At 66.9% G+C, this 21,931-nt stretch carries 24 protein-coding genes; 10 read left to right on the forward strand and 14 right to left on the reverse strand.

The window, feature by feature from the left end; translation table 11 throughout:
- The first annotated feature begins 123 nt into the window (after window positions 1-123).
- Window positions 124-1,662, forward strand: a complete 1,539-nt coding sequence (gene purF / locus G6N44_RS21790; protein ID WP_163667521.1) for an amidophosphoribosyltransferase — start codon at window positions 124-126, stop codon at window positions 1,660-1,662.
- A 139-nt stretch (window positions 1,663-1,801) separates the two neighbouring features.
- Window positions 1,802-2,893: a phosphoribosylformylglycinamidine cyclo-ligase gene (purM, locus tag G6N44_RS21795; RefSeq protein WP_163667523.1), complete on the forward strand. Its 1,092-nt coding sequence runs from the start codon at window positions 1,802-1,804 to the stop codon at window positions 2,891-2,893.
- An 82-nt stretch (window positions 2,894-2,975) separates the two neighbouring features.
- On the opposite strand, the gene G6N44_RS21800 is transcribed toward purM, so the two are convergent.
- Both G6N44_RS21800 and ygfZ read right to left on the reverse strand, forming a co-directional pair.
- Window positions 2,976-3,149 (reverse strand): DUF3073 domain-containing protein, encoded by a 174-nt coding sequence (locus G6N44_RS21800; RefSeq protein ID WP_163667526.1) that lies wholly within the window; start codon window positions 3,147-3,149, stop codon window positions 2,976-2,978.
- A gap of 149 nt (window positions 3,150-3,298) precedes the next feature.
- A complete protein-coding gene (gene ygfZ, locus G6N44_RS21805; RefSeq protein WP_163667529.1) occupies window positions 3,299-4,393 on the reverse strand; it encodes a CAF17-like 4Fe-4S cluster assembly/insertion protein YgfZ in 1,095 nt (364 codons plus the stop codon).
- Between the two features lie 66 nt (window positions 4,394-4,459).
- On the opposite strand from ygfZ, the gene G6N44_RS21810 reads away from it, so the two are divergent.
- Window positions 4,460-5,338, forward strand: a complete 879-nt coding sequence (locus G6N44_RS21810) for an aminodeoxychorismate lyase (RefSeq protein WP_163667532.1) — start codon at window positions 4,460-4,462, stop codon at window positions 5,336-5,338.
- A gap of 272 nt (window positions 5,339-5,610) precedes the next feature.
- On the opposite strand, the gene G6N44_RS21815 is transcribed toward G6N44_RS21810, so the two are convergent.
- From G6N44_RS21815 to lmeA, 8 genes are all read right to left on the reverse strand, one after another.
- Window positions 5,611-5,862, reverse strand: a complete 252-nt coding sequence (locus G6N44_RS21815; RefSeq protein ID WP_163667534.1) for a hypothetical protein — start codon at window positions 5,860-5,862, stop codon at window positions 5,611-5,613.
- On the reverse strand, window positions 5,862-6,545 hold the full coding sequence (locus tag G6N44_RS21820) for a heme-binding beta-barrel domain-containing protein (protein ID WP_163667537.1): 684 nt from the start codon (window positions 6,543-6,545) through the stop codon (window positions 5,862-5,864). The genes G6N44_RS21815 and G6N44_RS21820 overlap by 1 nt, the downstream gene beginning before the upstream one ends.
- Before the next feature lie 225 nt (window positions 6,546-6,770).
- Window positions 6,771-7,073 carry a DUF1416 domain-containing protein gene (locus G6N44_RS21825; RefSeq protein ID WP_163667540.1) on the reverse strand — a complete coding sequence of 101 codons (303 nt, stop codon included), beginning with the start codon at window positions 7,071-7,073 and terminating at the stop codon, window positions 6,771-6,773.
- Between the two features lies 1 nt (window position 7,074).
- Window positions 7,075-7,911 carry a sulfurtransferase gene (locus tag G6N44_RS21830; RefSeq protein WP_163667543.1) on the reverse strand — a complete coding sequence of 279 codons (837 nt, stop codon included), beginning with the start codon at window positions 7,909-7,911 and terminating at the stop codon, window positions 7,075-7,077.
- A 47-nt stretch (window positions 7,912-7,958) separates the two neighbouring features.
- The gene (locus tag G6N44_RS21835) at window positions 7,959-8,441 is read right to left on the reverse strand and encodes a DUF4395 domain-containing protein (protein WP_163667546.1); all 483 of its coding nucleotides are present in this window, start codon (window positions 8,439-8,441) and stop codon (window positions 7,959-7,961) included.
- A 90-nt stretch (window positions 8,442-8,531) separates the two neighbouring features.
- Window positions 8,532-8,621: an Ms5788A family Cys-rich leader peptide gene (locus G6N44_RS29920; RefSeq protein ID WP_372508157.1), complete on the reverse strand. Its 90-nt coding sequence runs from the start codon at window positions 8,619-8,621 to the stop codon at window positions 8,532-8,534.
- 29 nt (window positions 8,622-8,650) lie between these two features.
- The gene (locus G6N44_RS21840; RefSeq protein WP_163667549.1) at window positions 8,651-9,073 is read right to left on the reverse strand and encodes a thioredoxin family protein; all 423 of its coding nucleotides are present in this window, start codon (window positions 9,071-9,073) and stop codon (window positions 8,651-8,653) included.
- A complete protein-coding gene (lmeA, locus tag G6N44_RS21845; protein ID WP_163667551.1) occupies window positions 9,070-9,885 on the reverse strand; it encodes a mannan chain length control protein LmeA in 816 nt (271 codons plus the stop codon). The genes G6N44_RS21840 and lmeA overlap by 4 nt, the downstream gene beginning before the upstream one ends.
- Window positions 9,886-10,047: 162 nt before the next feature.
- On the opposite strand from lmeA, the gene G6N44_RS21850 reads away from it, so the two are divergent.
- The 6 genes from G6N44_RS21850 (at window position 10,048) to pstB (ending at window position 15,785) form a co-directional block, all read left to right on the forward strand.
- Window positions 10,048-10,842 carry a winged helix-turn-helix transcriptional regulator gene (locus G6N44_RS21850; protein ID WP_179964602.1) on the forward strand — a complete coding sequence of 265 codons (795 nt, stop codon included), beginning with the start codon at window positions 10,048-10,050 and terminating at the stop codon, window positions 10,840-10,842.
- Window positions 10,839-11,717, forward strand: a complete 879-nt coding sequence (mshD, locus tag G6N44_RS21855) for a mycothiol synthase (protein WP_163667554.1) — start codon at window positions 10,839-10,841, stop codon at window positions 11,715-11,717. Before G6N44_RS21850 ends, mshD begins: the two co-directional genes overlap by 4 nt.
- Before the next feature lie 121 nt (window positions 11,718-11,838).
- On the forward strand, window positions 11,839-12,978 hold the full coding sequence (gene pstS, locus G6N44_RS21860) for a phosphate ABC transporter substrate-binding protein PstS (RefSeq protein WP_163667557.1): 1,140 nt from the start codon (window positions 11,839-11,841) through the stop codon (window positions 12,976-12,978).
- 54 nt (window positions 12,979-13,032) lie between these two features.
- Entirely contained in the window at window positions 13,033-14,088 is a 1,056-nt protein-coding gene (pstC, locus tag G6N44_RS21865) for a phosphate ABC transporter permease subunit PstC (RefSeq protein WP_163667559.1), read from the forward strand.
- Window positions 14,085-14,999 (forward strand): phosphate ABC transporter permease PstA, encoded by a 915-nt coding sequence (gene pstA, locus G6N44_RS21870; protein WP_163667562.1) that lies wholly within the window; start codon window positions 14,085-14,087, stop codon window positions 14,997-14,999. Before pstC ends, pstA begins: the two co-directional genes overlap by 4 nt.
- 9 nt (window positions 15,000-15,008) lie before the next feature.
- On the forward strand, window positions 15,009-15,785 hold the full coding sequence (gene pstB / locus G6N44_RS21875; protein ID WP_163667565.1) for a phosphate ABC transporter ATP-binding protein PstB: 777 nt from the start codon (window positions 15,009-15,011) through the stop codon (window positions 15,783-15,785).
- A 24-nt stretch (window positions 15,786-15,809) separates the two neighbouring features.
- Here pstB and phoU read toward each other — a convergent pair whose 3' ends face one another.
- The 4 genes from phoU to G6N44_RS21895 form a co-directional block, all read right to left on the reverse strand.
- Window positions 15,810-16,475, reverse strand: a complete 666-nt coding sequence (gene phoU / locus G6N44_RS21880) for a phosphate signaling complex protein PhoU (protein WP_163667568.1) — start codon at window positions 16,473-16,475, stop codon at window positions 15,810-15,812.
- An 86-nt stretch (window positions 16,476-16,561) separates the two neighbouring features.
- Complete coding sequence (locus G6N44_RS21885; protein ID WP_163667571.1) at window positions 16,562-18,754, reverse strand: LCP family protein; 2,193 nt, start codon at window positions 18,752-18,754, stop codon at window positions 16,562-16,564.
- Between the two features lie 235 nt (window positions 18,755-18,989).
- On the reverse strand, window positions 18,990-20,123 hold the full coding sequence (gene dusB / locus G6N44_RS21890) for a tRNA dihydrouridine synthase DusB (protein ID WP_163670243.1): 1,134 nt from the start codon (window positions 20,121-20,123) through the stop codon (window positions 18,990-18,992).
- Between the two features lie 47 nt (window positions 20,124-20,170).
- The gene (locus G6N44_RS21895; RefSeq protein ID WP_163667574.1) at window positions 20,171-21,175 is read right to left on the reverse strand and encodes an acyl-ACP desaturase; all 1,005 of its coding nucleotides are present in this window, start codon (window positions 21,173-21,175) and stop codon (window positions 20,171-20,173) included.
- 190 nt (window positions 21,176-21,365) lie between these two features.
- On the opposite strand from G6N44_RS21895, the gene G6N44_RS21900 reads away from it, so the two are divergent.
- Entirely contained in the window at window positions 21,366-21,818 is a 453-nt protein-coding gene (locus G6N44_RS21900; protein WP_163667577.1) for a hypothetical protein, read from the forward strand.
- Window positions 21,819-21,931 lie beyond the last annotated feature (113 nt).

Genomic DNA, 21,931 nt, shown 5'->3' on the forward strand with positions numbered 1-21,931 from the left:
TGACTACCCGGCCGTCTACTGTCGTAAAACCCGGTCCAGAACGGCCATTCGATTCTTTCCCTGGCCCGACAGGACCGTAGACTCGGTTATGTCACCAACCGCCGCCCCGGGAGCAGCCCTATCGTGACTGGTCAGCAACTCGACGAGAATGAACCGCGCGAGGAATGTGGCGTATTCGGGGTCTGGGCCCCGGGTGAAGACGTCGCCAAGCTCAGCTACTACGGCCTGTATGCCTTGCAGCACCGTGGTCAGGAAGCTGCGGGCATTGCGGTTTCCGACGGTTCGCAGATTTTGGTGTTCAAGGATCTCGGGCTGGTCAGCCAGGTGTTCGATGAGCAGACCCTGGCCGCAATGCCGGGTCACGTCGCTGTCGGCCACTGCCGCTACTCGACTACCGGCTCCACCACCTGGGAGAACGCCCAGCCGGTATTCCGCAACACCGCGGCCGGAACCGGAGTCGCTCTCGGTCACAACGGAAACCTGGTCAACACCGCCGAACTGGCCACCCGCGCCCGCGCCGCCGGGCTGATCGACTCCAGGGTGTCCGGCAACATGTTGGCGACCACCGACTCCGACATCCTGGGCGCCCTGCTGGCCCACGGCGCCGCCGACGCCACGCTGGAGCAGGCTGCCCTGGAACTGCTGCCCACGGTGCGCGGCGCCTTCTGCCTCACCTTCATGGATGAGAACACCCTCTACGCCGCGCGCGACCCGCACGGAGTGCGCCCCCTGGCGCTGGGCCGACTCGACCGTGGCTGGGTGGTGGCCTCCGAGACCGCCGCGCTCGACATCGTCGGCGCCTCGTTCGTCCGCGACATCGAACCCGGCGAACTGCTGGCCATCGATGCCGACGGCGTGCGCTCCACCCGGTTCGCCAACCCGGAACCCAAGGCTTGCGTCTTCGAGTACGTCTACCTGGCCCGCCCCGACAGCACGCTGGTGGGGCGCTCGGTGCACGCCACCCGCGTCGACATCGGTCGCCGACTGGCCCGCGAGCACCCGGTCGACGGCGACCTGGTGATCGGCGTCCCCGAGTCGGGAACGCCCGCCGCGGTCGGTTACGCGCAGGAATCCGGGATCCCGTTCGGCCAGGGCCTGATGAAGAACGCGTACGTGGGGCGCACGTTCATCCAGCCCTCGCAGACCATCCGGCAGCTCGGCATCCGGCTCAAGCTCAACCCGCTGCGGGAAGTGATCCGCGGCAAACGGTTGATCGTCGTGGACGATTCGATCGTGCGCGGCAACACCCAGCGCGCCCTGATTCGCATGCTGCGGGAGGCCGGGGCACTGGAGGTCCACGTCCGGATCGCCTCGCCCCCGGTGAAATGGCCGTGCTTCTACGGCATCGACTTCGCCACCCCCGCCGAGCTGATCGCCAACGCGGCCCCCGCCGAACACGAGGGCGAGATGCTGGAGGCGGTGCGGCATGCCATCGGCGCCGACAGCCTGGGCTACATTTCGCAACAGGGCATGATCGCGGCCACCGAGCAGCCCCCGACCCGGCTGTGCTCGGCGTGTTTCGACGGGAACTATCCGATCGAACTGCCCGGCGAGACCGCACTCGGCAAGAACGTCGTCGAGCAGATGCTTGCCACCGCGGCCCGCACCGGTGTCCCGCTGCAAGCCGACAACGACAACGCGTCAGCTCTCAGACGTCCTTGACGTCTCCGACGTCGTGGCGTCCTTGACGTCTCCGACGTCGTGGCGTCCTTGACGTCTCCGACGTCGTGGCGTCCTTGAGGCAGCCTTAACGCCTCCTGCGCTGTACCCCCGTAATGGTGGGGCGGTAGCCTTGCTTGCGATGACTAAGGGCGCCGAACAGCACGGCATCGCCGAACACAGCAGTATTTCCTACGCCTCGGCCGGAGTGGACATCGAAGCCGGTGACCGCGCCGTCGAGCTCTTCAAGCCCCTTGCCGCCAAGGCGACCCGTCCCGAGGTCAGGGGCGGCCTGGGCGGTTTTGCCGGGCTGTTCGCCCTGCGGGGCGGATACCGTGAGCCGGTGCTGGCCGCCTCGACCGATGGGGTCGGCACCAAACTGGCCGTGGCGCAGGCCATGGACAAGCACGACACGGTCGGTCTGGACCTGGTCGCCATGGTGGTCGACGACCTCGTGGTGTGCGGCGCCGAACCGCTGTTCCTGCAGGACTACATCGCCGTCGGCCGCACCGTCCCCGAGCGGGTCAGCGCGATCGTGTCGGGCATCGCCGAAGGGTGCGTCCAGGCGGGTTGTGCGCTCCTGGGCGGCGAGACGGCCGAACACCCCGGACTGATGGACCCCGACCACTACGACATCTCCGCGACCGGCGTCGGCGTCGTCGAGGCCGACAACGTGCTCGGACCCGATCGGGTTCGCCCCGGCGACGTGATCATCGCGATGAAAGCGAGCGGGCTGCACTCCAACGGCTACTCACTGGCCCGCAAGGTCCTGCTCGAGATCGACCGGATGAACCTGGCCGGACACGTCGAGGAGTTCGGCCGCACGCTCGGCGAGGAGCTCCTTGAGCCGACCCGCATCTACGCCAAGGACTGCCTGGCGCTAGCCGCTGAGACGCAGGTGCGCACGTTCTGCCACGTGACCGGCGGTGGCCTGGCCGGCAACCTGGAGCGCGTGGTGCCGCACGGACTGACCGCAGAACTCGATCGCGGTACGTGGACGCCGGCACCGGTGTTCCAGATGATCGCCCAGCGCGGCCGCATCGAACGTGTCGAGATGGAGAAGACGTTCAACATGGGCGTCGGGATGGTCGCGGTCGTCGCCCCTGAGGACACCGACCGTGCACTGGCCATCCTGACCGCACGGCACCTGGACTGCTGGACGCTGGGGACCGTCAAGAAGGGCGGCAAGGAAAGTGTGCGCGCCCAGCTGGTTGGACAGCATCCGCGGTTTTGAGTGGTGAGACAGGTCGCGCTGTCAGCGACGTGCGCAACCAGCGCGACCTGTGTCTAGGTGTTGACGACGAGATGCGGGCGGCTCAACGCCGCCAGTCATCCTCGACCGACCAGTCTTCGGCGTCGTCATTCGCGTCACCGGAATCGGGAGATCCCGACAGCTCACGTTGGAGCTGACTGAAGTCGGTGTTCGGCGAGCTGTACTTCAGGTCACGTGCAACCTTGGTCTGCTTTGCCTTAGCCCGGCCGCGGCCCATGGGGGACCCCCTCGCGCAATAACGGAGCGGCCCAATAGCTAGGCGGCTCCGATCTGTGTGTCTTTATTTCCTGCCAACACTTTACCGTGCCCGTGCGGGAAGTGCTGTCAGGCCCTGCCTCACGTGGGGTGGCTGCGCAGTTCTATGGTCTAACGCCCGCGGAGGCGTTCGACGGCCGCCCGCCCGGCGCCGGCAGTCGCATCCGCATCCGGCAGGGAATCCGGGTCGATCACCGCTGGCGCCTGCGCCTCGGCGCCGACGACCAGCTCGGTATCGGCCGGTAAACCCCGCTTGAGCAGGGCTAATGCGATGGGGCCGTCGTCAGCATGCTCGACGACCGTGCCGATGCGGCCGACATTGCGCCCGCCTGCGGTCACCGTATCGCCGGAGACCGGCCGGTCGGCGGAACCGTCGAGTTGCAGGATCACCAGCATCCGGGGCGGTTTACCCAGGTTGTGGACCCGCGCGACGGTCTCCTGGCCGCGGTAGCAGCCCTTGTCCAGGTGCACCGCTCCGATACCGGGGCCGCCGATCCAGCCGACCTCGTGCGGGATGGTCCGCTCATCGGTGTCCACGCCCAGCCGCGGGCGGCCCGACGCGACCCGGTGCGCCTCGTAGGCCCACACCCCGGCCGGGCGGACTCCGGCGTCGCAGAGCCGAGCGGTGTACTCGGCGATCGACTCGCGCGGCACCACCAGGTCCAGTTCGATGCCGGGGGCGGGCAGCCGGCGCAGGAACCCGCCGCCGGGCAGCGCCACCGCCGTCGACTCCTGCGGCAGTTCTTCGCGCCCCAGGGCCGCGGTCACTTTCTCGTCGGCCAGCCCCGGCCCCAGCAGTGACAGCACCGCCATATCGGCAGGCTCGATCTGCACGTCGGCCCAGAACACCATCTTGCGCAGGTAGGCCAGCAGCGGCTCGCCCCGCCACGGCTCGGTGTCCAGGTAGGTCGTGCCGTCGAGCTCGGTCTGGATCCAGTGATCTTCGACACGGCCCTGCAGATCGAGGCTCAGATTCTCGGTGACCGCACCGTCCGGCAGTGCGCTGACGTGCTGGCTCGAGACGCTGTGCAGCCACGTCTGACGGTCCTTGCCAGTCAGGGTGAGCACCGCCCGGTGCGACCGGTCGACGAAGACCGCGGCGCGGGCTGCGGCCTGCTGTTCACCGAGCGGATCGCCGTAATGCCAGACGGCGCCCGCGTCGGGATCTGACTCGGGCGCCGGAACCGCTGACGGAAGTGCAGTCATAGACCAACTGTACGTTTGTCGCTCCTCGCCCGAACTGCCCGCGGGGGCAAACTACGCTGGAGCCCCATGGCGAGCCCACCAGCCGTGCTGGTCACCCTCGACGGGCGGATTCACGACCCCGACGCCCCGCTGCTGCACGCCGACGACCTGGCCGCGGTGCGCGGCGACGGGGTCTTCGAGACGCTGCTGGTGCGTGACGGCCGGCCCTGCCTCCTGGAAGCACACCTGGCCCGGCTGACCCAGTCCGCCAAGATGCTGGATCTGCCCGCGCCGGACCTTGGGGCCTGGCGGGCCGCGGTGGCGCTGGGGGCCGAGCGCTGGGCCGCCGACAACGACGGCGACGGCGTGCTGCGGTTGGTGTACAGCCGAGGCCGCGAGAGCGGCGGCCCGGCGACCTCATTCGCCACCGTCGGCGCATTGGCCGACCGGGTGGCCGCCGTGCGCCGCGACGGGTTGGCGGCGATCACCCTGGACCGCGGGTTGCCGCTGGGCGCCGGCGATATGCCGTGGCTCGCGGCGGGTGCCAAGACCCTGTCCTACGCGGTGAACATGGCCGCGCTACGCCACGCCGAACGTCACGGCGCCGGTGACGTGATCTTCGTGAGCTCCGACGGTCATCTACTGGAAGGCCCGCGTTCCACCGTGGTGATCGCGACGGAAGAACGCGATGGCCGGCCACTGCTGCTCACGCCGCCGCCCTGGTACCCGATCCTGCGCGGCACCACGCAGCAGGCCTTGTTCGAGGTGGCCCGCAACAAGGGCTACGACTGCGACTTCCGCGCGCTCAAGCCCGCGGATCTGCTTACTGCGCAAGGGGTTTGGCTGGTTTCCAGCATCACCCTGGCGGCTCGCGTGCACACCTTGGACGGGCAGCGGTTGCCCGATGCGCGGCTGGCCACCGACATCTCCGGCCTGGTGGATGCCGCGATCGTCAGCGATCGCTGAGACGGGCATAAATCGCTTGTCGGGGTCAACCGACGGGGGTAGCTTCGGTTGCACACAGGGAAGGAGGTGGTCCGTCAAATTGAGTGACTTATGGACATGTGAGGTGGCTGCCCGCTAGCAGCGCCGGGGTATTGCCTGCGCGCGCTGGCGAATTCCCCGCAGCCACCCGGCCCCCGAGCCCTCCGGTCTGTCCAACCAGGAACCACGGCTCGGGGGTCGCCCCATGTCTGGGGCAGAAACCCAGTTGCCGCGGCGAGCCGCTGCGGCGAGACCTAACTGGGCCCCGGTGCCAGCGTCGAACATGCCTTGACGGCCTGCTGCCACGTCTGCTCGTCGACCCCGGACGGCGGCCCGGCGACGGGGCCGGGCGCAACGGGTACGCCACGCTCGGACATGCAATGCGCGTAGCTGCCGTGCTCGGCGGGCGGCTCGGTGGGAGCCGGTTGCGGCCCCGGCGACGAACACGCACCGAGAATCGCTGCTGCCGCGGCAAGGACGCCTGCCACCAGGATCGGCCGGCGCATCAGCCGATGTACCGAGACAGTCGGGCCGATAGATGCGGCACGAGGCCGCCGTCGGCATCTACACGTTCCTCCACGTAGCCCAGGTCGCCGCCGTCGACGATGCCGTAGAGCCGTTTGGCGCCGCCCACCAGCAGCCCCGACCTGCTGCGGGCCAGCGCATCGGTGACCAGCTCCCAGGAGGCCTGGGTGAGGGGCTTGCCGTAGAAAAGTTCCACATAGCCGGCCGAATGGGCCAGCAGCAGTTCGATGGCCTGTGACTCGTCACGGCCGTGCGGATCATCGGGGTCGGTCACGAATCGCCAGAATCCGGTTTCGCGCAGGCCGGGTGAGTCGTATTCACCCGATTCGTTCAGCCGCCACGACCGGGAGTCCCAGTTCAGGTAGTCGCCGCCGTCATGGGACACGACGATCTGTTGACCGAACCGGTAGTCGCCATGGGTGTCGCGACCTTCGCCTTCACCGCGCCAGACGCCGACCAACGGCAGCAGCGCCAGCAGCGCCTCGTTGAGATCGACGCCATCGCGCAGGTTCGCCGTATCGGCGGGGATCGGGAGGTCGTCGAAGGCCGGAATGTTCAGAGCGGCCGTAGCCTTGGCCCGTTCGACGGCAGCCGCCACGGCGCGGTCACCGGAACCTGCCTGGCGGGCCGCAGCGTCGGCAGGAACATCCCGGTCGGAGGTCACGACTCGTCGGTGACGAGCCGGTACACCGCGTACAACGCGAACCACGTGATCACCACGACGGCCGCGACGAGCATCAATTCGAAGAAGAGCACCACGGGAGAGAGTCTAGTTCCTGGTCGAGGGTGTCGGCGCCTCGGGTCGGGACGCCCAATACCAGCCGAACGTGAGCTTGTGTGCGAGAAAAAGTCGAGACATCGCACACAAGCTCACGTTCGAGCCGCGGTCTCAGGCGACCTTGACGTCGACCTCGTGGATGCCGGCGCCGGACGGGGCCACGCTGGCGTCGCCGTTGCCCGCGGGGGACAGGGCGCGCAGCGTCCAGGTGCCCGGGGCGGCGAAGAACCGGAAGTCGCCGGTTGCCGAGGCCACGACCTCAGCGGTGAACTCGTCGCCGGCATCCAGCAGGCGCACGAAGGCGCCGCCAACTGCCTGACCGGAGCCGTCCACCACGCGACCGGTGATGACGGTTTCCTTCTCCAGGTCGACGCCGGCGGGCAACGTCAGTCCTTGTTTCGGTGCAGAGCACATATCAATTTCCCAACTCGATCGGGGCGCCCACCAGGGAGCCGTATTCCGTCCAACTGCCGTCGTAGTTCTTGACGTTCTGGTGTCCCAGCAGCTCCTGCAGCACGAACCAGGTGTGCGAGGAACGCTCACCGATCCGGCAGTAGGCGATGGTCTCCTTCTCGCCGTCGAGACCGGCCGCGGCGTACAGCGCGGCCAGGTCCTCGTCGGACTTGAAGGTGCCGTCTTCGTTGGCTGCCTTGCTCCACGGAACGTTGATGGCGCCGGGGATATGCCCGGGCCGCTGGCTCTGCTCCTGCGGCAGGTGTGCCGGCGCCAGGATCTTGCCGGAGAACTCGTCAGGTGAACGCACGTCGACCAGGTTCTTCGCCCCGATCGCGGCGATGACCTCGTCACGGTAGGCCCGGATGTTGTTGTCCAGGGGCTGGGCCGTGTACGACGTGGCCGCACGGCTGACGGCGTCTTTCACCAGCGGACGGGCGTCGAGTTGCCAGCGCTTGCGGCCACCGTCGAGCAGCTTGACGTCGGCGTGGCCGTACAGCTTGAAGTACCAGTAGGCGTAGGACGCGAACCAGTTGTTGTTTCCGCCGTACAGGATCACGGTGTCGTCATTGCTGATTCCCTTGTCGCTCAACAGCTTCGAGAACTGCTGCTGGTCGACGAAGTCGCGCCTGACCGGATCCTGCAGATCGTCGCGCCAGTCGAGTTTGACGGCGCCGGGGATGTGGCCCTCGTCGTCGTAGGCGCTGGTGTTCTCGTCGACCTCGACGAACACCACACCGGCGGTATCAAGGTTGTTCCCGGCCCATTCGGTCGAGACCAGGACGTCGGAACGTGCCATGTACGAATTCCTTTCGGTTTCTTGCTATTTGAGATGTCTTACGGGGGTCATGCGGGACTGGGGGTGCGACGCAGCCGGGCCACCAGCGGGTAGATCTGGCACCCCAGGCAGATGCCGAACGCAGCGTTGAGGAACGCCGCCACCAAGGCGAACCCGGTGGCGGTCAGGCCGAGCGCGGTGATGCCGAAGGCGAACCCGGCGGCACCCACGATGGCGAATACGAAGCCGACCAACTGGGCGAACTTCAGCGGCGGCACCGGCTCGCGCTCGGTGACCGGTGCCAGGCGCGGTGCGATGAATGTGGCGAACAGTCGGCCGTAGGGATGCCTGCGGGGGCCGCCGAACGCACCGATGGCGAACACCAGCGCCTGAACACCCAGCAGCACCGCGGCCGCGGGCGCACTCACTCCGCCGATCAGCAGCGTGGCGATCAGTACCGCAGTGGTGACCCAGGCCGAGAACCGCGGACCCCGCACGTCGACCTGAGCGGGCTGGCCATCAGCGATGAGCTGGGTTGATGTCGATGACATGAGGACAAACTCCTGTTGTTGTCAATGGTCCGATGGTGTGCAGGCCCAGGTGTGACACCCGAGCGAGCGCGCACGAGCGCGCGACTGCCCTCAACAGGAACAACAACAGCAGCAACCCGCCACGCGGCACAGATCAACTGTGCGGCGCTTGGTGAGCACGAGCTCAAGGCGGGCTGACACGACCGACAGCTTACCCAATGACCGCCCGGTCAGGCCAACAGCGGTTCCAGCGCCGAGCGCAGGTCAGCGGCCCTGGGGACCCCGCTGGTGCGGTATCGGGGCCGCCCGTCGCGGTCGAAGATGATGGTGGTGGGCAACGACAGGACCGAAAGTCGCTTGGCAGCTTCGGGATTGGCGTCCATGTCGATTTCGACGTGCGCGACTTCGGGCAACTCCGCGCAGACCTGGTCGACGACTCGTCGCACCCCCACGCAGGGCCCGCACCATGCGGCCGAGAAGTGCAGCACGGTCGGGCCGGTGTGCGACAGGCCCAGACCGCTGGTGTCAATGTCGGCGGCTTCTTCGCCCGCCCTGATCAGGCCGGCGCGCAGGGTGATCAGGCGACCTACCACGTAGGCCACCCCGAGCGCCGCGATCAGCACCACGATCGCCAGCACCATGGATGAGCTCATGATTGTCGGAACCCGGCCAGGTCGACCGTTACTCCCGAGGCGATGCCCTCGATGATCACATCGGAGCCGCGGGCACCCGCGGTGGTCGGGGCGATCCCGAACGGCAGCTTCTGGCCGGTGATCGTGTGGCTGAACTCGGACAGCACGGCCGCGGTCTTGTCCTCGGGCACCGGTTCGCCTGCGGTGCCGGGGCCGGTCAGGATCCCGGTCGCGGTCAGCACCAGGGCGGTGTCGTCGCCGTCGGCGAAGGACAGGTCGACCGCGACACTGACCCGTTTGTCGAGCCCGGAGGCCTTGGGGGTGCCGGTGAACACCAGTCCCTGACTGCCGGAGATGCCGGACTCCGTGGTGCCGCCGGTGGCGTCGTTGGATTCCCGTTCGGGAGCCTCCACCAGCAGGTCACCGATGCCCATGACCCGGCCGACATGGGTGGAGTCGAGGATGATGCGACTCTCGGCCTTCTCGACCGGCAGCTTGGCGTCAGGTGCGATCAGCCACGACGAGTCGGCGAGGTCGATGCCATGCAGCGTGGCTTCCAGCGAGGCCCGGCCGACCACCGGGTGATCGACTCCGGTGGCCCGGATCTCGATCTCCTTGTAGCGATGGTTGCGGACCTGGGTGAGGAACGGGAAACCCAGGATCGCTACCCACGGATCCCAGTTGAGGGCGGCCGCACTGCGTACCGCACGGGCAAGTCGGTACTCGGCGTAGATCGCCGAACCGAAATCGGTGCCGACGACTCCGACGACAAGCGCGGTCACGGTCGCGGTGAGCCCGATCAGCAGTTTGCGCACCGCCACATTGTCGCCCACGGCCGTCGGCTTGGAGCGCTCGGCGCGGCTGATCAGCAGGTGAGGCGTTATCGTTAGATCACAAAAGCCGGTAACGGCTACATGTCAGTCATGAATTCGACCGTGTGGACATCGGGGTCCGGGCGATCGTGGGAAGTGATTGCCGGCGCGCCGGAGGACCCGTTGGATCTGCTGCTACTGACCGTCGACCCGCATCCCGAGTCGGTCCTGCCCTCCTTGACCCTGCTGGCGCACACCGTGCGCACGGCACCGACCGAGGTGTCCTCGCTGCTGGAGGCGGGCAGTGCCGATGTGGCGATCGTCGACGCGCGTACCGATCTCGCGGCTGCCCGCGGCCTGTGTCGACTACTGGGAACGACGGGCACTTCCGTGCCGGTCGTCGCGGTGATCAACGAGGGCGGGTTGGTGGCGGTCAACAACGAATGGGGTCTGGACGACATCCTGCTTCCCAGCACCGGTCCGGCCGAGATCGACGCCCGGCTGCGGCTGCTGGTCGGCAGGCGTGCCGGTGGTGCCAACCAGGAGAACGTCGGCAAGATCGCCCTGGGTGAACTCGCGATCGACGAGGGCACCTACACCGCACGCCTGCGGGGACGTCCGCTCGATCTCACCTACAAAGAATTCGAGCTGCTCAAATACCTCGCGCAACACGCCGGACGGGTCTTTACCCGGGCGCAGTTGCTGCAGGAGGTGTGGGGCTACGACTTCTTCGGTGGTACCCGCACCGTCGACGTGCACGTCCGCCGGCTGCGCGCCAAGCTCGGCCCCGAATACGAATCGCTGATCGGCACCGTCCGCAACGTCGGTTACAAGGCGGTGCGCCCGTCGCGCAACCGGACACCCGCAGGTGCGGCGGCCGGCGGCGAAGCCCCGCCCGAGGACGATCACGACGACGACTTCGACCCGGCGATCGACGAGGCAGGCGAGCCCCTCGCCGGCCAGCTACCCAGCCAGTGACTGCACTCGACTGGCGTACCGGGCTGTCAGAAGCCGAACAGGCCGGGATCCGTGCACTTGTCGCTGCCGCCACGGCGACCGACGGCGTGGCCCCGGTCGGCGATCAGGTGCTGCGCGAGCTCGGCCATGACCGGACCTGCCACCTACTGGCCACCGAGGGAGGAGACCTCGTCGGATACCTGAACTTGGCCCCGGCCGGTGCCGATGACCCGGCGATGGCCGAACTGGTGGTGCATCCGCAGGCCAGGCGCCGCGGTATCGGTGCGGCGCTGGCTCGTTCCGGGCTCGCCGAAGGCGCGGCGGGCACGCGCATCTGGGCACACGGCAACCTCGCGGCGGCCCGTGCCCTGGCGGCCGCGCTGGATCTCACGGTGGTGCGCGAACTGCTGCAGATGCGTCGCCCGCTGACCGGCCTCCCACCATTGCGCACCGCCGAGGGGGTGCGGATCGGTACCTATGCCGGGCCCGGGGACGATGCCGAGATCCTGCGGGTCAACAACGCCGCCTTCGCCTGGCATCCGGAGCAGGGCGGCTGGACCGAAGCGGACATCGCCGACCGGCGGAGCGAGCCGTGGTTCGATCCCGACGGTCTCTTCGAGGTTTTCGACGAACACACCGGGGCACTGCTGGGTTTCCACTGGACGAAGGTCCACGACGGCGATCTGGGCGAGGTCTACATCGTCGGCGTCGACCCCGCGGCGCAGGGCCGTGGACTGGGCTCGGTACTCACCCTGCTCGGTCTGCACCACCTCGCCGAGCGGTCCCTGCCGACGGTGCTTCTCTACGTCGAGGCAGATAACTCGGCGGCCGTGGCGACCTACCGAAACTTGGGTTTCGAGGTGTTCGCCGTCGACGTGGCGTACGCCACCGGTTAACCCGTTCAGCTGTGAACACGCTGAACCTGTTCACTGCTGATTCACCTGGTGTCCGCGAGCCGTCCACTGCGGCCGCATACGTTGCCGGAGAGTGTGAAACCGTCAACCGAAAGTGAGACACGTGAAGCTCATCAGCATCGGCACGGGCGCCGGTAGGTCCTTCGGCATCGCCTTGTCGTCGACGGCCATTGCCGCGCTCACGCTGACCGCGTGCGGTAGCGACAACAACCTGCCCAGCGCCGGCTCGTCGGCCGCGGGCAGCAGCTCGGCCGCATCGGCTGAGTGCGGCGGCAAGGCCGCTCTGACGGGCGAGGGCTCGACGGCACAGCAGAACGCCATTGCCGAGTTCAACAAGGTTTGGGGCCAGGTGTGCTCCGGCAAGAACCTGTCCTACAACCCGACCGGATCGGGTGCAGGCGTGGATCAGTTCATCGCCAAGCAGGTCGACTTCGCCGGCTCCGACTCGGCGCTCCAGGACGGTCAGATCACGAAGGCCGCCGAGCGCTGCGGTGGCAATGAGGCCTGGAACCTGCCCCTGGTGTTCGGCCCGGTCGCGTTGGCCTACAACGTCGAAGGCGTCGACACGCTCGTCGTGACCCCCGAAGTGCTCGCCAAGATCTTCCAGGGCCAGATCACCAAGTGGAACGACCCGGCGGTGGCCGCGCTGAACGCCGGCGCCACCCTGCCCGACCTGGACATCAAGCCGATCTATCGGTCGGATTCCTCGGGCACCACCGACAACTTCCAGAAGTACCTCGCCGCCGCCGCTCCGCAGACCTGGACCAAGGGTGCGGGCAAGGAGTTCCAGGGCGGTGCAGGTGAGGGCGCCCAGAAGTCCTCCGGTGTCGTGCAGGCCGTGCAGGCCACTCCAGGCTCCATCGGCTACGTCGAGAAGAGCCCGGCCGCCGCCGCCGGCCTGCCCTACGCCCAGATCGACAGCGGTGCCGGCGCGGTGGCGCTGGACGACCAGTCGACCACCAAGGCCGTCGGCGTCGCCGCCTTCAAGGGCGAGGGCAATGACCTCGTGCTCGACCTGAACGCGCTGTACGCCTCGAAGGAAGCCGGCGCCTACCCGCTGGTGCTGGCCACCTACGAGATCGTTTGCTCCAAGGGGTACGACGCCGACACCGCGGCCGCCGTCAAGTCGTTCCTGACGGTGGCCGCCAACGAGGGCCAGGCCAGCCTGTCCCAGGCCGGATACATCGCACTCCCCGACGAGTTCAAGCAGCGCCTGCTGACCTCGGTCGAGGCGATCGCGTAGTAGCCGGACTGGCTTTGAAGGACGGATCTGGGTGAGGATGGTTTTACCGACCGCATGACGACCAGGGGCCCCGACGGGACAACAGTGACAACGCCGAATCCAGCTGATTCGGGGTCAGGGGAGACGCTCGCGTCCTCTCACCCCGAGCCCGCGCCTATCTCCACCAATCCGTCCAAGGGAGCCAAGGTTCGCCTCGGTGACCGAATTTTCCGTGGGCTCGCCGAAGGTTCGGGCATCTTGATCGTCGCGCTGATCGTGGCGATCGGGGTGTTCCTGCTCTGGCGCGCTATTCCGGCGCTGACCCGTAACGAGGAGAACTTCTTCCTGTACGGCGGGAACTGGATCACCACCGACACCTCGGCGATGCACTTCGGCATCCTCGATCTGTTGCAGGTGACGGTGTTCGTCTCGGTGTTCGCACTGGTGTTGGCGATGCCGGTGGCACTGGGCATCGCGATCTACCTCACCCAGTACTCGTCACGGCGACTTGCCGGCCCGCTGGGCTATCTGGTGGACCTGCTGGCCGCGGTGCCTTCGATCGTCTACGGCGTCTGGGGCCTGTACGTACTGGCGCCGGCCATCAAACCCTTTGCGGTGTGGCTCAATACGAACTTGAGCTGGCTGTTCCTGTTCAGTACCGGCAATGCCTCGGTGGCCGGTGGTGGCACCATCTTCACCGCGGGCATCGTGTTGGCGGTGATGATCCTGCCGATCATCACCGCGGTGGCCCGCGAGGTGTTCGCCCAGACTCCCCGTGGTCAGATCGAGGCCGCGTTGGCCCTCGGTGCCACCCGCTGGGAAGTGGTGCGCACGACGGTGCTGCCCTTCGGGTTGTCGGGCTACATCAGTGGCGCGATGCTCGGTCTGGGCCGGGCGCTCGGTGAGACCATCGCGCTGCTGATCATCCTGCGCGGCACCCAGACCGCGTTCGGTTGGTCGCTGTTTGACGGGGGCTACACCTTCGCGAGCAAGATTGCCGCCACCGCAAGCGAATTCAACGATCAGTACAAGGCGGGCGCCTACATTGCCGCCGGCCTGGTGCTGTTCATCCTCACCTTCGTGGTGAACTCGCTGGCTCGCGCCGCGGTGGCCGGAAAGGGACGGGCATGACCTCCACCCTCGAGCGCCCGGTCAAGGCGCCCACCTTCCAGGGCGTGAGTCTGCGCCGCAAGCTGACCAACCACCTCGCCACGGTCCTGGTGACCCTGTCATTGCTGGTTGCCCTGATACCACTGGCCTGGGTGCTGTATTCGGTGATCGTCCGGGGCTGGGCCGCGTTGAGTTCAACCACGTGGTTCACCAATTCCCAGGCCGGGATGACGACGTTCATCGCCGGTGGCGGCGCCTACCACGCGATCGTCGGCACTGTGCTGCAGGGCCTGGTGTGCTCGCTGATCTCTATTCCGGTCGGCGTGATGGTGGGCGTGTACCTGGTCGAGTACGGCGGCGGGACCCGGCTGGGCAAGGTCACCACGTTCATGGTGGACATCCTCACCGGTGTGCCCTCGATCGTCGCCGCGCTGTTCATCTACGCGCTGTGGGTGGCCACGTTCGGGTTCGGCCGGTCCGGGTTCGCGGTATCACTGTCGTTGGTGCTGTTGATGATTCCGGTGATCGTGCGGGCCACCGAGGAGATGCTGCGCATCGTCCCGATGGATCTGCGCGAAGCCAGTTATGCACTGGGCGTGCCGAAGTGGAAGACCATCGTCCGCATCGTGATCCCGACGGCCCTGTCGGGCATCGTCACCGGAATCATGCTCGCACTGGCCCGGGTGATGGGTGAGACTGCGCCGCTGCTGATCCTCGTCGGCTACGCCCAGGCGATGAACTTCGACATGTTCGGCGGGTTCATGGGTTCGCTGCCCGGCATGATGTACGACCAGATCTCGGCGGGGGCCGGTGCCAACCCGGTGCCCACCGACCGACTCTGGGGTGCGGCGCTGACCCTGATCGTGCTGATCGCCCTGCTCAATGTCGGCGCTCGCACGGTCGCCAAACTCTTTTCCCCCAAGAAGGTTTAGGAGCCATTCATGGCCAAGCGGCTGGATCTCAAGGACGTCAACATCTATTACGGCGCGTTCCATGCTGTTTCCGAGGTTTCGCTGTCGGTGCAGCCGCGCAGCGTGATGGCTTTCATCGGCCCGTCGGGTTGCGGTAAGTCGACGGTACTGCGGACGTTGAACCGCATGCACGAGGTGATCCCGGGAGCCCGTGTCGAAGGTTCGGTGTTGCTCGACGGTGAGAACATCTACGGCGCCGGGGTGGACCCGGTGGGGGTGCGTAAGACCATCGGCATGGTGTTCCAGCGCCCGAATCCGTTCCCCACCATGTCGATTCGTGACAATGTGGTGGCCGGGCTGAAGCTGCAGGGCGTGCGTAACAAGAAGGCCCTGGATGAGGTGGCCGAGCGCTCACTGCGCGGCGCCAACCTGTGGAACGAGGTCAAGGACCGTCTGGACAAGCCCGGCGGCGGGCTGTCGGGTGGTCAGCAACAGCGGTTGTGCATCGCCCGCGCGATCGCGGTGCAGCCGGACGTGCTGCTGATGGATGAGCCCTGCTCGGCGCTCGACCCCATCTCGACGCTGGCGATCGAGGACCTGATCTCCACGCTCAAGCAGGATTTCACGATCGTCATCGTCACGCACAACATGCAGCAGGCGGCCCGGGTGAGCGATCAGACCGCATTCTTCAATCTGGAGGCCACCGGTAAACCCGGCAAGCTGATCGAGATCGACGACACCGAGAAGATCTTCTCCAACCCCACCCGGAAGGCGACCGAGGACTACATCTCCGGTCGCTTCGGCTGAGTTTCCGACCCGGGGCCCGAGCCCTTACTTCGAGGAGACCGATTCGTCGTCCGGGTAGGAACCGGTGACCTGGAAGATGACCCGCCGGGCCACCTCGACGGCGTGGTCGGCGAAGCGCTCGTAGAAGCGGCTCAGCAACGTCACGTCGACGGCAGCGGTCACGCCGTGCTTCCACTCCCGGTCCATCAGCACCGAGAACAGGTGGCGATGCAGGTCATCCATCGCATCGTCTTCCTCCTGGATCCGGGCGGCCTTCTCCGGATCCTGGGTGCGCAGCACCTCACGGGCGGCGTGCCCCAGTTCAACGGCCACCCGGCCCATCTCGGCGAAGTACCCGTTCACTTCCTCGGGCAGCACGTGCTGAGGGTGGCGGCGACGCGCGATCTTGGCGACATGCAGCGCCAGCGCACCCATCCGGTCCACGTCGGCGACGATCTGAATGGAACCCACCACCGCGCGCAGATCACCGGCCACGGGCGCCTGCAGCGCGAGCAACACGAAAGCAGACTCCTCGGCCTGGATGCTCAGCGTGCTCATCTGATCGTGATCGCTGATGACCTGTTCGGCGAGGGCCAGATCGGCCTGCAGCAGCGCCTGGGTGGCGTGCTCCATTGCAGTACCCGCCAAATCGCACATCGCGCCGAGTTGGTCCGTGAGTGAATGCAGCTGCTCGTGGTATTGGGTACGCATGCTGCAAGATTAGGCGCTCGGCAGCCATGTCGTCACGATGAGACGATGAACGAACGGTGAATGCCGTCCGCCCCGGATCTCTGCGACTATTCGCAGGCGGTGTCGGCGGCGTTGGTGACGGTCAGGTCCTCGGGGAGATGCGTCGGGCTGGTGCTGGTGCCTTTCAGCACGTGCACCTGCACTTCCGACCCGCTCGGGCTCGGGGCGCCCACCGAATAGAAATCGGAGCCCAGCACCACCTGCACCACGTCGCCCATGCCCGTCACCCGCTCGATGGTCGGGTTGGTGAAGGAGCTGGCCACCGTCGCCGCCGCCTCCTCGTTGCCGGGGGAGAAGAACACCGTGGTCGCCGGGAGCGTGCTCGGGTAGTCATCGGGGGTGTTGACGTTGAAGCCGTGTTCCTGCAGTTCGGTGGCCGCGGTCGAAGCCAGTCCGCTCTGGCCCGTCGAGTTCGACACCTGCACCGTGACCTGCTGCGGTTCGGTGGTGATGGCGTTGACCATCTCACCGCTGTCGGTCGCGACCGGCGCGGGCGCCTGAACCGACGAGGGCGTCGCTGATGCTTCGGAGGGAGCGGCAGCCTGGACGGACGACGTCGCCGATTCCGGCGTGCCGGGCACCGGGGTGTTGTCCGGATTCTTCTCACCGGGCAGCGGGTCGTCGTTGATGATCGCGTCGAACAGGGAACGCATGTCGTCGGTGCGCGGGACCTCGTTGCCGTATTCGTCGGCGTAGCCCACCGTCGGCACCGTCACGAAGGTGATCCGGCCCGCGTTCACACCCTGGACCGACTGTCCGAGGTCGACGAGGTCCTTGGTCTTGATGTTGTCGACGAAGCTGTCGCTGATGAACATGTTGACCACGTTGTTCAGCTTGGTCAGTGAGAAAAAGGTGTCCCGTGAGATCAGCGTGCGCAGCAGCGAGGAGAGGAACAGCTGCTGCCGTTTGATGCGGCCGTAGTCCCCGTTGTATTCGGTGGTGATCTGGCGGGCCCGCACGTAGTTCAGCGCGGTGTGGCCATCGATCGTCTGACGACCGGCGCTGGCCAGCACGGTGCCCAACTCGTAGTCCTCGAGCGCGGTGGTGCTGCACACCTCGATCCCGCCGAGTGCGTCGACCATCTTCGAGAAGCCGGCAAAGTCGACGGCCATGAACCGGTTGATGGACAGGCCCGACAACTTCTGGATCACCTTCACCAGGCATTTCGGGCCGCCGAAGGCGAAGGCGGAGTTCAGTTTGGTCTCGGTGTAGACCTCGTCCGGCCCGTAGGTCTCGCTCTCCTCGTCGTACAGCGGACCGTAGGCCGCCGTCTCGGCGTTCCACGGCTCGCACTTCATCGGGGTGATCGACAGGTCGCGCGGGAACGACACGGCGACAACACGTTCCCGGTTGGCCGGGATGTTCACCATCATGATGGTGTCGGACCGGGCGCCGCCGGCGTCCTCGGTGTCGCCGGCGCCCATACCGCCGTTTTCGCCGAACCGGCTGTCGGTGCCGACGATCAGGAAGTTCTCATCGCCGAACTGGGAGTTGGGGTCGAGGATGTCGCGTGAATTGAGGTCGAGCGCGGCCACTTTGTTGAGGCTGTTGTTCTTCGAGCTCTGCCACTGCCAGGCGCCGCCGGTCAGCACCAGGGCGAGGACCGCGAGCATCGCTGTGGCGGCTCGTCCGGCCAGCATCACCCGACGGTTGATCGGTGGCCGCACCCTCTCGATTTCATCGGTGTCGGCGTGATCGTGCGACTCCTGCGGCACCCGGCGGGCCTGCCACGCCGGTGGTGCCGTGGGTAGGTCGTACTCGTAGACCGGCAGCGCCTGGAATACGTCGGTGTTCGCGGCCTCGAACCCGTGGTGTTCCGGCGAGTCCTCGAAAGGTACCGGGAACTCCTCGGCCTCGAGAGAATCCTGGGGTGCACCGTCCTCAGGGGCGATCCGCACCGCTTCGATCACGTCGGTCGGATCGGGTACCCGCGGCCGGACATACGCCGGCTGCGGCTCAAGCACCGCCTCGGGCTCCGGGTCGTCGGATTCCAGACGGTGGCGGGTCGGCGTGAACCCGGTCCCGGCGACCTTGGCGATCAGATCGGCGACAGTTACCCCGTCGGCGTGACTACCGGTGGGCTCATCAAGGGGTGAATGGTCGGGTGACGGTGCGTCCTGACGTTCCCACGGCGCGGCGCGTGGCAAAGGCTCGCGGGATCGGGTAATCCATTGGTTGCCCGACGAATCCTCCGGAGAGCGACGCCGACGGCCGGGAGTGGCGTGATCACCGTCACTCATGTTCGTACCGGCCTCCGACTCTTCGAGCTAGTGCATGCGCGTCGGTGCGCATCGTTCCTGCAAGATAAATGGGGTGCTGCTGAGGTTTTCTCCTCATCTCTTCTAGCAGCACCGTGCCGGATTGGCTACCTGAGCCGGCCACGGCAGGGGTTCATCGTACTGAGACATCCTGGGACTGAGCTAGACCCATCCCGGTGACAGAGCGGTTTCGATGTCATCTCGGGGCGAGCGCAGGTCAGCCTCCGGAATGCATCACATCGGCTCCGACCGGTACTGCGCAGTCGTCGGGATCGTCGAGCCATCCCTCGGGCAAGGACACTGAAGCGGCCGAGCCCTGGCGCCCGCGCGGTCCGGTGGCCGCGGGTGGGAACGGGGCGTCACCGTCCAGTTGGTCGAGCAGTGCGTCGAGTTCGGCACGGGTCTTGACCAGGGCCAGCCCACGTCGCAGGTCGGCGCCGGCCGGGAACCCGTGCAGGTACCAGGCCACGTGCTTGCGGATGTCGCGCATGGCCTTGTCCTCGCCGAAGTGCTCGCTGAGCAGTTCGCCGTGGCGGCGCACGATGTCGGCCACCTCGCCCAGGTTCGGCGGGGTGGCGGCGGGACGCCCGTTGAACGCTGCCGAGAGTTCGGCGAACAACCATGGCCGGCCCAGACAGCCGCGGCCGATCACCACGCCGTCGCAGCCGGTCGCAGCCATCATCGCGAGCGCGTCCTCGGCCTCGAAGATGTCACCGTTGCCCAGTACCGGGATGCCGGTGACGTGCGCTTTGAGCGCCGCGATCTGATCCCAGTCGGCGGTGCCCGAATAGCGTTGTGCGGCAGTGCGGGCGTGCAGAGCGACGGCTGCCGCGCCCTCCTCGGCGGCGATCCGCCCGGCGTCCAGGTGGGTGTGATGGGCGTCGTCGATGCCGATCCGGAACTTCACCGTCACCGGAATGTCGGTGCCCGCAACGCCCCGCACCGCAGCCGCCACGATCTGGCCGAACAGACGACGCTTGTAGGGCAGTGCCGATCCACCGCCACGCTTGGTCACCTTGGGCACCGGGCAGCCGAAATTCATGTCGATGTGGTCGGCCAGGCCTTCGTCGGCGATCATCTTGGCCGCCAGATAGGTGGTTTCCGGGTCCACGGTGTAGAGCTGCAGCGACCGCGGTGATTCGTCGGGACCGAACGTCGTCATGTGCAGGGTCACCGGGTGACGCTCGACCAGGGCCCGCGCCGTGACCATCTCGCACACATACAGCCCGCTGACGGTGCCGGCGCGGGCGATCTCGAGCTCGCGGCACAGCGTGCGGAACGCCACATTGGTCACCCCGGCCATCGGAGCGAGCACGACTGGGCTGGGCAACGCGAACGGCCCGATCCGCAGTTGGGATCGGGCCGGCGCTGCCGTTACAGGGGGTGGGGCCGTCAGCGTCATGCAGTCGACGAGGACGACACCAGCAGGTTCTTCATCGCCCTCTTCTCGGCGACCTTGCGCTCGCGCTCCAGGCGGCGTTCCTTGGCCACCTCGAACTTGTCGCAGGCATCCTCGAGCTCTTCGATGATGCGGCCGAGGTCGTCGCGCAGTCGCGCACCCTCGCCGGTGAAGTCCTCGCGCTCGAAGATGCGCCACTTGCGCAGCACAGGCATGACCACGTCGTCCAGGTGGATGCGCGGGTCGTACACGCCGCCGACGGCGATGATGACGGCCTTGCGGCGGAAGTCGGGAACCGTATAACCGGGCATCTTGAAGTTGTCCAGCACGCGGTGCAGCGAGGCCATGCCCTGGTTGGGGGAGATGTCCAGGCCGGCCGCCGAGACGTCCCGGTAGAAGATCATGTGCAGGTTCTCGTCCGCGGAGATGCGCTGCAGCAGCTGATCGGCGATCGGGTCGTCGCAGGCCTTACCCGTGTTGCGGTGGCTGACGCGGGTCGCGAGTTCCTGGAACGACACGTACATCACCGAGTCGAACAGGCTCTCGGCGAACAGGTCGCCCTGCTGGTTCTGACCGGGGGAGAAGCCGCGGGTGACCTGCTCGACGCGCAGTTCCTCCAGCTCGATGGGGTCGACGGCGCGGGTCACCACGAGGTAGTCGCGCAGGGCGATGCCGTGGCGGTTCTCCTCGGCGGTCCAGCGGTTGACCCAGTTACCCCAGGCGCCGTCCATGCCCATGTTCATGGCGATCTCGCGGTGATACGAGGGCAGGTTGTCCTCGGTGAGCAGGTTCTGCACCATCGCGGTCTTGGCGACCTCGGATAGCTTGGACTGCCCGGGCTCCCAGTCCTGGCCGCCGAGCGCGTAGTAGTTCTTGCCGTCGGACCACGGGATGAAGTCGTGGGGATTCCAGTCCTTACGCATCCGCATGTGGCGGTTGATGCTGGTTTCGACGACAGGCTCGAGTTCATGCAGGAGCTGCAGGTCGGTGTATTCCTGCGTCATGTGCTCCACCCTCCTCGCGTCCCGTGGACGCTCAGTTATCTGTACCTGTTGGTTGCAGTCAATATATCTGTGTACCTCGGTGACATCAAGTTCCGTCGCATGTGTCACACGAGTCCTGCACCGCTTGCGGTGCGACGCTAGACTTCGCCGGAATACCTGTCGGATACCCACGCTCGGAGGTTGGGCACACGTGAAAAAGCTTGTCATCGGTGCCGGAACCGCGGTTGCCGCCGGCGCGGCCGTAACCGTGGTGTTCGGTGCGGGCGTTGCCGCTGCCGCCCCTGACGTGGTGGGTTGGACCTACTCGGACGCCTCGAGTGCGATCTCGAACAGCGGTTCCAGTGCCAAGGTCGCGGTCACCGTGGGCAGCAAGCTGTCCCAGGATGAGTGCATCGTCACCAATGCGTGGGACGCCCCGTTCGTGCGGGACGGCAATCACGCCTCCGGCGAGGTCATGGTCGCCCTGAACTGCGAGGGCGGCCACGCCACCGCCAACCACCCCGGCGCCTCGGTCGCGAGCCCGGCCGGCCGTCAGGACAAGGCCGCTGAGGACCTGGAGGCTGCGAAGCAGGCGTACGCCGAGCAGCAGGCCCAGCTCGCCGAGCAGTCTGAGCTCACCGAGGTCAGCACCCCTGACGAATAGGGCGTTTGTCCTGGTCATGAGGCCTGGCGCCGACTAAAATCCGGGTCAGCTCCCAAAGAGTGTTTTGCCGTGACACCGGGTCACGGTCCGCGGGGTTGCTCACATGCACGGCC

It is taken from the genome of Mycolicibacterium alvei, assembly GCF_010727325.1.
Taxonomy (GTDB): Bacteria; Actinomycetota; Actinomycetes; order Mycobacteriales; family Mycobacteriaceae; genus Mycobacterium; species Mycobacterium alvei.